Source organism: Novosphingobium taihuense (assembly GCF_007830315.1).
Classification (GTDB): Bacteria; Pseudomonadota; Alphaproteobacteria; order Sphingomonadales; family Sphingomonadaceae; genus Novosphingobium; species Novosphingobium taihuense.
Window position 1 is genome coordinate 200,572 of record NZ_VLKJ01000001.1, and the last position, 13,717, is coordinate 214,288.

Here is a 13,717-nt window from a genome sequence, read left to right on the forward strand (position 1 = left end):
GGTCAAACGCAAAACGAACTGCGCCGCTTAGCGAAGCGGGCAGGCATGTAAAGCCCAAGCGTGTCTTGCTGCTGCGTTCAGCGCGCTCCGCCGAGCTTTCGCACGGCTGCCAGCGTCAGCTTCACATGGTCGCGATAGTCCATTTCCGAGTGGACCATGACGATATTGCCATCGCGCCCGATGACATAGCTGGTGCGCTTGGTCAGCCCGGTCGGGATGCCCACGGCCTTGAGCGCGACGTCATAGGACTTGATCACCTGCGGGGTGGCAGCGGCTACCGCAAACTTGTCACGACAGGCTTCGGTCGAAAACTTCTGCAGCGTCTCGATCTTGTCGTTGGACATGCCGATCACCGTAGCACCGGCAGCCTTGAAATCGTCGCTGGCCTCGGCAAAGGCGTGGGCTTCCAGCGTGCACCCTTGCGTGAACGCCTTGGGATAGAAGTACAGGACCACCGGCCCCCTCTTCAGCGCATCCTTCAGGTTGAACGAGAACGGCTTGCCCGCCAGCGCGCCCTTGGCGGCAAAGTCGGGCGCGCGCGCACCGGCCTTGAGTTCGGCGGACGCCGGAGCGGAGGCGATAAAGGCGAAGGCTGCTGCGGCAGCGACAAGATTGCGAAGCTTCATGTGCATGACGCTACCAGACGATGTGCTATCCCGCCAATGCCTTTGAGTGCAGGCCGGAATAGGCAGGATCAGTAGATCCCGCCCTGCTCCTCGAGGAAGTCCTGCTCAACCGGCGCGTCTTCCGCGCTGCCTGCGGGAATGCCGCGCGCCGCGCGCGCCTTGCGCAACGCATCGATCACCGCCTGCTTGGCGCTCACCTCGCCTTCGCGCGCCGTGCGCCGTGGCTCGGTGTCGGGCTTGAACGCCTCCCAGATGACCGAAGCCTTGGCCACGTCGTCTTCCGGCGTCCCCCCGAACACGCGCTTGCCCGAAACACGGTCAATCTTGACCATGCGCACGCCCTCGGGTGCGGTGAACGGAATATCCTTCCAGCGTGAGCGCGTTTCCTGCACCAGCTGCTTGAAAACCGGCGCCGCGATGCGTCCACCCTGCGCATAGCCGCCAAGGCTGCGTGGCTGGTCGTAGCCGATATAGACGCCCGCGATTATGTCGGGCGATCCGCCGACGAACCAGACGTTGGTCGGCCCGGAGGTCGTGCCCGTCTTGCCGAACAGCGGGAGATTCAGGTCGCGCAGCGTCACTGCCGTGCCGCGCACCACCACGCCTTCAAGCATGTGCACCACCTGATAGGCGGTGCGCGCGTCCATAACCTGCTTGCCGGTTGCCTTGAGGCGCGGCATCGGCTTGCCATCCCATTGCGGCATCGAGCAGCCATCGCAGCGCCGGTTGTCAGAACGCCAGATCACCTTGCCGTTTCGGTCCTGTACATAGTCGATCAGGCTGGGATTGTGCTGGCGGCCCTGGTTGGCCAGTGCCGCGTAGGCGTTGACCATCTTCAGCACGGTCGTGTCGCCCGCACCCAGCGCCATCGACAGGTAGGGCTCGTATTCGCCGATCCCCACGGCCTTGATCGTGCGCACGACCTTGTCCATGCCGGTATCGTTTGCGATCCGCACGGTCATGAGGTTGCGCGATTGCTCCAGCCCCCAGCGCATGGTGTGGCTGCCTGCCCCACCTTCGTTGTTGAAGTTCCGGAAACACTTCTCGCCCAGCGCCGCGCCCTGATAGACGCAGAACGCCCCGTCGACGACCATCGAGGCCGGGGTCATCCCGTTGTCGAGGCCCGTTGCATAGACGAACGGCTTGATCGTCGAACCCGGCTGACGGTTGGCCTGCGTCGCGCGGTTGAACGAACCAAGGCGCGCATCGAACCCGCCCTGCATTGCCAGCACGCGCCCGTTCTGCGGATCTTCCACGACCATGCCGCCCGAAACCTCGGGCACCGTCCGCACCGCGTAAGTCGAACCATTTACCGGCGCCACTGCCGTCACGTCACCCGGACGGATCTTGTCTGGCAACCCGATCAGGCTCGCAGTCTTGCCATCGGCAAAGCCCACCTGCCCGCTCGATCCGCTGCGCGAAAGCAGCACGCCGATCCGCCAGTTCTGGTAGTTGATCGCAATGTTGCTGGTGATCAGCTCGGTCTGCCAGCGATCACCATCTACGTCGACCCGCGCGATCGGTCCGTGCCATGCCCGCCCGCCCGAATAACGCAGCAGCGCCGCGCGCAGGGCATTCTGCGATGCGGTCTGCAGCTGTGTGTCGAGCGAGGTGCGCACCCACAGGCCACCGGCATAGACGCTGTGCGGCCCGTCCTCGGCCTTCTCGCCGAACTTCTCGATCAGCTGGCGCCGCACTTCCTCAAGGAAATATCCCGCATCCGCCGTATAATTCTCCGCCCGGCGCGGCTTCAGCCCCAGCGGCATCGCCTGCGCAGCGGCTGCCTGCTGCGGCGTCGCCCAGCCATTCTTGACCATCTGGTCGAGCACCCAGTTGCGCCGGGCAATCGCCATGTCTTCGTACTTGGCACGGCCATAGCGCTCCGGCGCCTTGGGCAGAATCGCGAGGAACGCCGCCTCGTGCAGCTGCAGATCACCGACGTCCTTGTCGAAATAGGCCCGCGCCGCCGCCTGCACGCCAAAGCTCTGCCGCCCCAGCGGAATTTCGTTGAGATAGAGCTCGAGGATCTGCTGCTTGTCGAGCACGCTCTCGATTCTGCGCGCCAGGACCATTTCCTTGAGCTTGCGGGTGATCGAGTATTCGTCGCCAAGCAGGATGTTCTTCGCAACCTGCTGCGTGATGGTCGAACCACCCTTGGCACGCTCGTCCGAGCCATACTTGGTCGCATAGTCGACCACGGCACCCGCAAAGCCCAGGTAATCGATGCCGCCATGCGTCCAGAACGTCTTGTCCTCAGCCGAGAGGAAAGCGTTGATCAGCGGCTCGGGGAAATCGACGAAACGCAGCTGCACGCGCCGTTCGCGGGCATAGCTCGAGACGATCTCGCCATCGTTGCCGCGCACCATCGTCGGCAGCGGCGGCTGGTAGGTCAGCAGCTTGTCGGCCGATGGCATCGTGCGGATCACCGCCACCCACAGCACGAACCAGCCGACGAGGAGCGCCCCGACGATATAGTTCAATACCCGGAACCTGCGGCTGGTACCCCACTTCGCACGATACCATGAGTACGCGGTCCGCCACCGTGCGCGACCTTCGTCGCGGATGAGCTTGAACCGGGATTGCTGGGACGTCTCTTCAGCCATGTTGCAGCGCCTCTAGCACGCCCTCGCCGTGCCAAGCCAGAGCGAACCTGCACAACTCACCGAAGCGCCGCATTCTCCGCTGCAGCCGGAACCTGCCCCTCAGCCAGGAAAATCTCGATCGCCCGTGCCAGCGAGCCGGCAAAAACCTTGCGCCATTCGGGATCGCGCATCGCTCGCGCATCCTCTTCGTTGCTGATGTAGCCCGCCTCGATCAGCGCCGAGGGCAGGTCGAGCGACTTGAGCACCACGAACGCCGCCTCCCGGCGCGGTGTCTCGTGAAAACGCAACGCTTGCTGCCCCTCGCGTACAACCAGTTCCCCGAACCGCACCGACCGCTCACGCATCTCGCGCCGCGCCAGATCGACGAGGATTGACGATACCGCCGCTTCCTTCCCTTCGAGATTGACCCCGTTGACGGTGTCAGCCCGGTTTTCCCGCGCAGCAAGTGCACCAGCCACCGCGTCCGAGGCCTTGTCCGACAGCGTATATACCGTTGCCCCTTGCGCTGCATCGTTCTGCGCAGCGTCGGCGTGGACTGAAACGAACAGGTCCGCGCCCAGCCGATGGGCAATGTCGGCACGCTCTTCCAGCACCAGGAACCGGTCCGTATCGCGCGTCATCGCCACGCGCACCCGTCCCTCGGCCAGCAAGGCATCGCGCAAGCTCTGCGCCAGCATGAGGGTCAGGTCCTTTTCCCGCTCTCCGGCTGCGCCGCTCGCACCGGGATCATGCCCGCCATGCCCTGCATCGATCACCACCAGCGGGCGACCCGCATCGGGCGGGCCTTCGACCTTGGGCAAGCCGATGCGCCCGCCGCTCTCCGGCATCGCCAGCCGGACAACGTAACGCGGCTCTATCGACGCGACGCCGGTCGAAAACGCCGCCCACATCGCTGCAGCAGCCAGCACTGGCGCTGCAAACACTGCTATGATTACGCCCCGGCTCTCCATCTGCCACGACCTATGCCCCGCCCCACCCCCGGCGGTCCAGACCGAAAACGCAGTCATGGTTAACGCGTCTTTCCCGACATTGTTTTAATTGCCGCTTTGCAATTGCAGTGCTAGCAACCATCTACCGGGGCGAGCCAGCACCGGCACATCCACGTCGAAACCGCCGGAAAGCGCACCTTTGCGCCGCGGTGGGCGAGGGACAGGCCGCTGGCGAAGATCCCGCCTACGTGGAGAGAACGAAGCGAAAGCGCACCTCTCCACGCCACAAGGTTGATGCCGTGATGATGAGCCGCGTTTCGTTCCTGCCTAGCTGCCCCACCGGGGCGGTCGCGGCTTGGACGGTTGGCGGCACGCGCATTTCGCCGCGAGTTATCCTCACAGCAGACGCAAACCAACCGCCGCCGGGCGGCGAGCGACAGGGCAAGGCAGCCGATATGCTGCGCGCCGCAGCGCTCCGATCCGGCAAACCCGCATTCGCGAATGGCCACCGCAACGGAGCAATCCGTGCACAGGGCCTTCGTGCATCCCAAACGATCCGCGCCAGAAACGCATGGTTGCCCCAAGGGCCAACCCAGCGGCGGCGCGGCTGGAGAATTTGTAATGACCACGCGCATGCTAATCGATGCGCGCCACCAGGAAGAAACCCGGGTGGCGGTGCTGAAGGGCAATCGGATTGAAGAGTTCGACTTTGAATCTGCTGATCACAAGCAGATCAAGGGCAATATCTACCTCGCCAAGGTAACACGTGTAGAACCTTCGCTTCAGGCGGCGTTCGTCGATTTCGGCGGCAACCGTCACGGGTTCCTCGCCTTCAGCGAAATCCATCCCGATTACTACCAGATCCCCAAGGAGGACCGCGAGGCCCTTCTCGCCGAAGAAGCCGCCCACGCCGAGGAAGAGGCCGCCCTGCGCGCCGCCGAGGATGGTGACGACGAAGACTACGCCGATGGCGAAGGCTATGATTCCGACGAGGGCGTGACCGAGGTCGACACGTCCGAAAAGGACCAAGTCGCCACCATCGAAGGCGGCGTGGTCGAGAACGGCTTCGACCACGAAGGCGAAGAGGGCGAAGAGTCCGCCGAAGCTTCGGAAGAAGAAGGCGAAGAGGGCGACAGCAACCGCCGTCGTGGCCGCAATCAGGGCCGACGCCGTCAGGGTGGCCGCAGCCAGGGCAAGGAAGCCGACGAACTGCGCGCCAAGCGCATGGCGCTGCGCCGTCGCTACAAGATCCAGGACGTGATCCAGCGCCGTCAGGTGCTGCTGGTCCAGGTCGTCAAGGAAGAGCGTGGCAACAAGGGCGCCGCCCTCACCACCTACCTCAGCCTTGCCGGCCGCTATTGCGTGCTCATGCCGAATTCGAGTCATGGCGGCGGCATCAGCCGCAAGATCAGCTCCTCGGCTGACCGCAAGCGGTTGAAGACGATCATCACCGAGATGGAACTGCCGCGCTCGATGTCCTGCATCGTCCGCACCGCAGGCCTCCAGCGCACCAAGCCCGAGATCAAGCGCGACTTCGATTATCTCGCCCGCCTGTGGGACGAGATCCGCGAACGCACGATGCGCTCGGTCGCCCCTGCGCTGATCCATTCGGACTCCGACCTGATCAAGCGCGCAATCCGCGACATCTACAACCGCGAGATCGAGGAAGTCGTCGTCGAGGGCGAGCACGGCTATCGTGCGGCCAAGGACTTCATGAAGCTCCTGATGCCGAGCCACGCCAAGCGGGTGAAGGCCTATGTCGATCCGGTGCCGCTGTTCCAGCGCTATGGTGCCGAAGATCAGCTCACTGCGATGTACGATCCGGTCGTCCAGCTGAAGAGCGGCGGCTATCTCGTCATCAACCCGACCGAGGCACTCGTCTCGATCGACATCAACTCGGGCCGCTCGACCAAGGAGCACGGCATCGAGCAGACAGCCGTTGCCACCAACCTCGAAGCCGCACGCGAAATCGCCCGTCAGCTGCGCCTGCGCGACATGGCAGGCCTCGTGGTCATCGACTTCATCGACATGGAATACGGATCGAACGTCCGTAAGGTCGAAAAGGCGATGAAGGACGCGCTCAAGAACGACCGCGCCCGCATCCAGGTTGGCCGCATCTCGGGCTTCGGCCTGATGGAAATGAGCCGCCAGCGTCTGCGTACCGGCGTGCTCGAAGCCACCACGCGCGGCTGCCCGCACTGCGATGGCACCGGCCTTGTCCGCACCGCCTCGTCGGCTGGTCTGTCCGCGCTGCGCCTGATCGAGGACGAAGCCGCCAAGGGCAAGGGCAACGTCGTCACGCTCTATGCGTCGCAGGAAGCCGCGATCTACGTGCTCAACGCCAAGCGTGGCGATCTGGCCGAGATCGAGGAGCGCTATGGCGTCACTGTCGAAGTGATCCCCGAGGGCGAGAACGAAGGCGCGAAGATGCGCGTCGCCTCGCGCGGTCCCAAGCCCGAATTCGTCCCCCGCTTCGAACCGATCATCGAGCCTGAAGAGGACGATATCGTCGAGGAGGACTTCGACGAAGAGGAAGAAGTCGAGGAACAGCCCCGTCGCGGCCGCAATCGTGATGCCGATGAAGGTGGCGAACGTTCCGGCCAGCGCGAAGGCGAAGAACGCGGTAGCGATGGGCGTCGCAAGCGCCGCAAGCGCCGCCGGGGCCGCAACCGTGATCGTAACGAGGACGGCAGCGAGATCAGCGAAGGCGAAGGCAATGAAGCCGAAGCCGCCGATGGTGAAGTTGACGGCGAAGGCACCGAGGCTGAAGGCAACGAAGCTGCCCGCACCGACGAAAACGACGACGGTACGGACCGTGGTCCGCGCAAGCGTCGCCGTCGTGGTCGTCGCAGGCGCGGTGGCCGTGAGAACGGCGAAGCTGGCTCGGATCAGACTGAAGGCGATGCCGAGGACGGCGCCAAGGACGGCGAGGCTGAAGGCGGTGAAGCTGCGGCAGAACCCGTCATTACCGAAGCGCCCGCAGCGGTCCCCGCACCCGTCGAGGCCGAGGCACCAGCGCCAGAGGAAGCTCCGGTCGCTGCAAAGCCCAAGCGCACGCGCCGCAAGAAGGCCGAACCTGCTGCCGATGCACCGGTTGCCGAGGAAGCCGCTCCTGCCGTGGAAGCCCCAGCTGCCGAAGCAGTAGAAGAGGCCCCTGCTCCGGTCGCTGCAAAGCCCAAGCGCACCCGCAAGAAGAAGGTCGAGGCTGCGCCGGAAGCTGAAGCCGCTCCGGTTGAAGTTGAGGCCCCCGCTGCCGAGGCCCCTGCCCCGGAAGCTGAGGCTGTTGCCGAAGCCCCGGCCGAAAAGCCCAAGCGCACCCGCCGCAAGAAGGCTGACGCTGTCGCCTCCGACGCCGCCCCTGCCGAAGCGGTCACCGCCGAAGCTCCGGTCGCCGAAGAAGCTACTGCCGAAACCGAAACCGGCGAGCCATCCTCGCCGCGCCGCGGCTGGTGGCAGCGCACCTTCGGCGCCTGAGGCACCGCAAGGCTCAAACAGAAAGGCCCCGCCAGCAATGGCGGGGCCTTTTCCGTTGGCGGCTATGCCTTGTGCAAACAAATCTTCGTCATTGCGAGGAGGCGAAGCCGACGAAGCAATCCAGATCCTTGAGCAAGATGCTCTGGATTGCTTCGCTCCGCTCGCAATGACGAAGTAATGGGAGCGGTGCTAGCAGGGGACGTATCCCCCCGTTCGTTCCCCAGAGCGTGACCATCCCATCTTGCGACCCACCGACGGGTCAGATGTCGCGCGATTCTGGCAGCCGCAAAGCGGCTGACGGAGCGGCTAGTCTATTCCCCCATCCGGTTCCAAACCAGCTTGCCCCCCACGAACGTCATGTCGACCTTCGTCGTCAGCAGTTGCTCCGCCGGTACAGCCAGAGGGTCATGGTCCAGCACGATCATGTCGGCAAACTTGCCTGGCTCGATACTGCCCTTCTTCCCCTCGTCCCATGCCAGCGCCGCTGCCTTGGCCGTGTAAAGTCGGATTGCCTCCTCCCTCGTAATCGCTTCTTTCAAAGAGAACTGGTGCCCGGTCAGACCCTTGCGGGTCACTGCCGCATAGAGCCCCACCATCGGCCCGATCGGCAGGTTGTCGCTGCTCATCACCACGTTAACGCCAAGGTTGATCGGCGTTGCCATGGGATTGATACGATCAAGCCGCTCGCCATCGAGCACCTGAAGGTAGCGGCCTTCGAGATTGTAGGTGAAATTCGGCTGTGCCGTCGTCCACACGCCGTCGGCCACCATCGTCTTCATCGTCTGCTCGGTCGGCAGCATGGTGAAGTGCGAGAGGAACCAGCGGTGATCGCTCTTTGGCCGCGTTGCCAGCACGTCATGATAGGCCGCGGCAACGGTGTTGATCGCCTCGTCGCCGATGGCATGGATGCCCAGTTGCCAGCCGAGCGAGGCCGACGTCGCCACCATCTCGTGCAGCGCGCTTTCGCTCATGAAGGTCGTGCCGCGAAAACCGGGCTGGCCTTTGTAGTCCTGCGACGTCCTTGCGGTCGGCCCTGTGAAACCACCATCGTAGGCGCTCTCGCCAATGGGGCCGAGCTTGAGCCGGTCATCACCATAGCCAGTGTGATAAGGAAACTTCTTCAGGCGCTCGGCACCGGGATACATGATGTACAGCGTAGCACGGGGCAAGCTTTCGCCCTCCTCCGCATAGATCGATCTCAGTTGCTTGAAGGTATGGGCACGCGCGCCATTGCCGCCGCCACCGGGAATACCTCCCAACTCGACCGGCTCGTCATCGATCGTGGTCCATGCTTCCATGAAGCTGGTGATGCCAAGTCCCAGCAGGTCCTTCAGCGACTTGACGTAGCTCGGGCGCATCTGTGCCGGCGTGCTCGGTGGAACCAGCTTGAGGATCAGGTCGGTGCGCTCGCGCACGATGCCGCTGGGCTCTCCGTCCGTTCCGCGCTCGATCAACCCGCCAGCGGGGTCAGGCGTGTTGCGGTCGATCCCGGCGAGCTTGAGCGCCAGCGAATTGGCAACCGCACTGTGCGCACCTGCGCGCACGAGCACCACCGGATTATCAGGCGCCATGGCATCGAGATCGGCCCTTGTGGGATTGCGCTTCTCGGCCAGAAGCGCCTCGTCCCAACCCGATCCGATAACCCACTCCCCCGGCCCCAGCGCCTTGGCCTTGGCCGAAACCATCGCCCCGATCTCGGCAATCGAGCGCGCCTTCGCAGGCTCCACCGAGCGTGGCGAAACGCTGGTCAGGTGCAGGTGCGCGTCGATGAAGCCGGGCATCAGCGTGCGCCCCTTCAGGTCCACCGTCCGCGGCGCCGTCCACGCCTTCGCGATCTCCGGCCCGCCCACTGCCGCGATCTTCCCGTCCTTTACCGCTACTGCGGATCGCACCGTGAAGTCCTTGTCCACGGTCAGCACCTTGCCGTTGACAAGCAGGAGGTCCGCTTGCTGGGCGGGTGCCGCCATTGCAGAAAGCGGCAGTACGGCAAGAGCGAGAGCGAGCAGGCGGGCAGTTTTCATCAGAGGGTCAGGTCCTTTGTCGGCGGAAGAAGAACCACGCGGCGGCGGCAATGCCGACCGTCACCGCACTGGCGAGGAACTGGGGGCGCAACTCGGGCACCAGCGCCATGGCGACCAGCACCACGCCGATCGCGCCAATGGTCGCGTATGAGAGCCACGGAAACAGCCACATTCTCAGTTGCAGCGTCTCGGGCGCCGTCGCCTCGGTAATCTTGCGCATCCGCACCTGCGCAAGGCAGACCATCAGGTAGATCACCAGCATCAGCGCGCCCGATGCGCTCACCAGAAAGCTGAACACCCCCTCGGGCGAAAGCACCGAGGCCGCCATCGCGCCATAGCCGAACAGGCTGGCGATGATCGTCGCCCGCGCCGGAACCTTGCGCTTGTTCAGCCGGATCAGCGCCTGCGGAGCATCGCCATGGCGCGCGAGGCCGAACAGCGCGCGCGAGGTCACGTAGAGCCCCGAATTGAGGCACGACAGGACCGCCACCAGCACCACAGCGTTCATGATCGTCGCCGCGCCGGGAATTCCCATCAGTGCCAGCGAACTGGCATAGGGGCTCTGCCCCGGCACCACCGTGTTCCACGGCTGCACCGCCACGATCAGCGTCAACGAGACCACGTAGAACAACAGGATGCGCAGCGCGACCGAGCCGGTCATCCGCGCGATGACCTTGGCCGGGGCATGCGATTCTGCCGCTGCCACCGTCGCGATCTCCGCCCCGCACAGCGCGAAGATCACCGAGGTCACCCCGCCGATCACCGCGCCCCAGCCCTTGGGCGCAAAGCCGCCGTGCGCTGTCAGGTTGGCAAAGGTGTTGCCCGAGGGTGAGGTCACGCCGAACGCCCACAGCCCCGCAATCACGATGAACCCCAGGATCGCCGCCACTTTTGCGGTCGATAGCCAGAACTCGAACTCGCCATAGGACCGTGCCGAGAACAGGTTCACCACCGTCATCAGCGCCAGCAGTACGCAGCCGATCTGCCACACCTCGAACGGCAGCCACAGCGCCAGGATCACCGCGCCCGCAATCGCCTCGATCGCCACCACGATCACCCAGAAATACCAGTAGAGCCACCCCGCGACGAACCCCGCCAGCGGCCCCAGCCCGATCCTCACATGCTCGGTGAACGACCCCGCCCCCGGATGCAGCATCGCCATCTCGCTCAGCATCCGCATGATCATCAGGATCACGAGCCCGGCAAGGCCGTAGCTCACCACCACCGCCGGCCCGATCTGCGCAATCGAGGTCGACGAGCCGACGAACAGCCCCGCGCCGATGATTCCGCCAATCGCGATCATCGCCACGTGCCGCGCGTGCAGCGCCGCCTCGAGCCTGTTCTCCCCTGCTTCCACTTGTCCCCCGGCCATCAGTCGTCCTTCGTGAACTTTCTCGAGCCGCGGACAATACGTCATTCGCGCGAGCCTGCCAGTGCAAGCGATTGACCCTCGCTGTCAGCCACGCCAAGGTAGCGCAAACATGGAACGATGGAGCGCGGGATGACCAAGGGCTTGATGATGACTGCTACAGCCGCGCTGGCGCTGTTGAGCGGCACTGCAGAGGCCGCTGGCGTCACCGACTGCCCTCTCGGTCGCCAGTCCCTGTCGACGCAGTCCCCGCTTGCCGACGTGCTCGACGTCCCCGCCGCGCGCGCCGTGGTCGAGGCGGCCTCGCCGGGCCTCCCCGAAATGATGATGAAGCCTTTCGGCGGCAATGCCCTGCCCCCCGGCTTTGACCGCATCGTCACCCCGCGCTCGGTCTTGACCATGCTCGGCAAAGGCGATCCGGCATTCGTGGCCAAGCTCGACGCGGGCCTCGCCAGGGTAAAGCTCTCGCCCGCCGACGTCGCCACCCGCTGCCGCACCTACGACAACGACCGCCCTGCTCTTCCCGCAGACCTTCCGCGCGAATCCATCCTCGTCTTCGGCAAGATCACCGGCTTCCGCGACAGCCCCTCGGTCAATGCGGCCCAAACTGCCCTGCGCGGCATCGCCGCACGCCACGGCTGGGGCATCGTCTTCACCGACAAGGGCGGCGTGTTCAACGCGCGCGACCTCGCGCGCTTCAAGGCCGTCGTCTGGAACAACGTCAGCGGCGATGCCCTCACCATCCCGCAGCGCGCCGCCTTCCGCACTTGGATCGAGCGCGGCGGCGGCTATGCTGGCATCCACGGTTCGGGCGGCGATCCCCAGTTCTTCTGGGACTGGTACGCCGATACCCTGATCGGTGCGCGCTTCATCGGCCACCCGATGGCCCCACAATTCCAGGAGGCGCGCGTCGTGGTCGAGGACAAGATCCATCCCGCAGCGCAAGGCCTCCCCGCCGATTGGCACATGACCGAGGAATGGTACTCCTTTGACCGCAGCCCCCGCAGCAAGACCACTCGTGTCATCGCCACGCTTGATGAAAGCACCTACAATCCCGGCGAAGGGTTCGGCCGGAAGCTTGCCATGGGCGATCATCCGATTGCATGGACCCGCTGCCTGGCCAAGGGCCGCAGCTTCTACACCGCCATCGGCCACCGCCCTGAAAACTACAGCCAGCCCGAAAGCGTGAAGCTGCTCGATCAGGGCATACTCTGGGCCATGGGCCTCGCCCCCGAAGGCTGCCCCGCGCCGAAGTGAAACGCGCCGTCACAACGATTGCATCGCCTTCCTGAAATCGGCACCATCGTTGGCAACGGACGGGGATATAGCCGAAACGGGGGCAAGTGATGGGACTGAAAGCGGTATGGGACGCGCACGTGGTGCCGCGCATGATCAAGTGTGCCTGCGCTTCACCGGCCATCATGGAACTGCGCGCAGGCGTCGTGCCGCGCGCGCAAGGCCGGGTGTTCGAGATTGGCTGCGGCGGCGGCCTCAACCAGCAGTTCTACGATAGCACCCGCGTCACCGGCTTTGCCGGGATCGATCCATCGGGCAAACTGCTGGACTACGCCCGCGAAGCTGCTGCCAAAAAAGGCTGGCAGGCGGATATTCGCGAAGGCGTGGGCGAGGACATTCCGTTCGAAGACGAAAGCTTCGACACCGCCGTCTGCACCTATACGCTCTGTTCAGTCGATGACCCGCAAAAGGTCCTCGCGGAACTGCGCCGCATCCTCAAGCCCGGCGGCACGCTGCTTTTTCTGGAACACGGCCTTAGCCCTGACGGAAACGTGGCAAAGTGGCAGCGACGCATCGAACCGGTCTGGAAACCGCTGATGGGCGGCTGCCACCTGTCCCGCGCCGTAACCGCACCCGTGCTGCAGGCCGGGTTCCAGCTGGAACATCCCGGCCACCAGTACATGGACGGCATGCCGAAATGGGCGGCATGGATGGAATGGGGCGCGGCAGTGAAGATTCGCTGACCTTTCAGTCCAGACCGTCCAGCCAATTGGGCAGATCACCCAGCCGCACCAACTGCGTGAAGCGTGGGTGCTGCTCGGGCACGGCCGCAACTTCGTGCGACCATGCGCCCGGTTGCGGCACGTAAGCTGCCCAGGCGCCCGCTTCCAAAGCGGGATGGATATCCGAACGCAGTGAATCCCCGGCCATCACTGCCTCGTGCGGCAAGACACCTTCGCGGCGGAACAAGTCGGCAAACAGACCTGCCGTCTTGTCGCTGACGATCTCGATCCCGCTGAACATGTCGCCCAGACCAGATGCCGCCAGCTTCGCTTCCTGATGAAGCAAGTCTCCCTTTGTCACCAGCAACAGTCGTCCGCGCGTCGAAAGGACCTCGAGCGTTTCGGCAATGCCGTCGAACAGTTCCACGGGATGTGCGAGCAGTTGACGACCAGCCTCAAGGATTCCCGCAATCACCCCCTGCGGCAGCGGATCGCCGACAAGCTCCACGGCAGTCTCGATCATCGATAGCGTGAAACCCTTTGCTCCATAGCCATAGAGCTTGAGGTTACGCGCTTCGCAGGCATCCAGAACTTCACGGGTTACGTGACGATCCGCAAACGGCGCGATCAGGCTGTAGAGTGCTTCCTCGGTTGCATTGAAATGCCGCATGTTGTGCCAAAGCGTGTCATCGGCATCGAGACAGATAAGTTTGATTGGCAATTCAAATGCTCCAGAC

9 protein-coding genes are annotated in these 13,717 nt (G+C 64.4%); 3 read left to right on the forward strand and 6 right to left on the reverse strand.

The features are described from left to right. Positions 1-77: 77 nt before the first annotated feature. The 3 genes from IQ25_RS01000 to IQ25_RS01010 form a co-directional block, all read right to left on the reverse strand. Positions 78-632, reverse strand: coding sequence for a peroxiredoxin (locus IQ25_RS01000; protein ID WP_181447149.1), 555 nt, complete (start codon positions 630-632; stop codon positions 78-80). Positions 633-694: 62 nt separating this feature from the next. After that, on the reverse strand, positions 695-3,229 hold the full coding sequence (locus tag IQ25_RS01005) for a penicillin-binding protein 1A (protein ID WP_144901374.1): 2,535 nt from the start codon (positions 3,227-3,229) through the stop codon (positions 695-697). 56 nt (positions 3,230-3,285) lie between these two features. Continuing rightward, positions 3,286-4,236, reverse strand: coding sequence for an N-acetylmuramoyl-L-alanine amidase family protein (locus IQ25_RS01010; RefSeq protein WP_144901375.1), 951 nt, complete (start codon positions 4,234-4,236; stop codon positions 3,286-3,288). A 543-nt stretch (positions 4,237-4,779) separates the two neighbouring features. Here IQ25_RS01010 and IQ25_RS01015 point away from each other — a divergent pair. Beyond that, positions 4,780-7,632, forward strand: coding sequence for an Rne/Rng family ribonuclease (locus IQ25_RS01015; protein WP_144901377.1), 2,853 nt, complete (start codon positions 4,780-4,782; stop codon positions 7,630-7,632). Positions 7,633-7,943: 311 nt separating this feature from the next. Here the strand turns inward: IQ25_RS01015 and IQ25_RS01020 are convergent, their stop codons facing one another. Continuing rightward, positions 7,944-9,653, reverse strand: coding sequence for an amidohydrolase (locus IQ25_RS01020; RefSeq protein WP_144901379.1), 1,710 nt, complete (start codon positions 9,651-9,653; stop codon positions 7,944-7,946). A 7-nt stretch (positions 9,654-9,660) separates the two neighbouring features. Beyond that, the gene (locus IQ25_RS01025; protein ID WP_144901381.1) at positions 9,661-11,025 is read right to left on the reverse strand and encodes an amino acid permease; all 1,365 of its coding nucleotides are present in this window, start codon (positions 11,023-11,025) and stop codon (positions 9,661-9,663) included. Positions 11,026-11,154: 129 nt separating this feature from the next. Between IQ25_RS01025 and IQ25_RS01030 the strand changes: the two genes are divergently transcribed. Together IQ25_RS01030 and IQ25_RS01035 are read left to right on the forward strand one after the other, a co-directional pair. Next, positions 11,155-12,279, forward strand: a complete 1,125-nt coding sequence (locus IQ25_RS01030) for a ThuA domain-containing protein (protein WP_144901383.1) — start codon at positions 11,155-11,157, stop codon at positions 12,277-12,279. Between the two features lie 89 nt (positions 12,280-12,368). Continuing rightward, positions 12,369-13,001, forward strand: coding sequence for a class I SAM-dependent methyltransferase (locus IQ25_RS01035; RefSeq protein WP_144901385.1), 633 nt, complete (start codon positions 12,369-12,371; stop codon positions 12,999-13,001). 4 nt (positions 13,002-13,005) lie between these two features. Here IQ25_RS01035 and IQ25_RS01040 read toward each other — a convergent pair whose 3' ends face one another. Further along, the gene (locus tag IQ25_RS01040) at positions 13,006-13,701 is read right to left on the reverse strand and encodes an HAD family hydrolase (RefSeq protein WP_144901387.1); all 696 of its coding nucleotides are present in this window, start codon (positions 13,699-13,701) and stop codon (positions 13,006-13,008) included. Between the last annotated feature and the right edge of the window lie 16 nt (positions 13,702-13,717).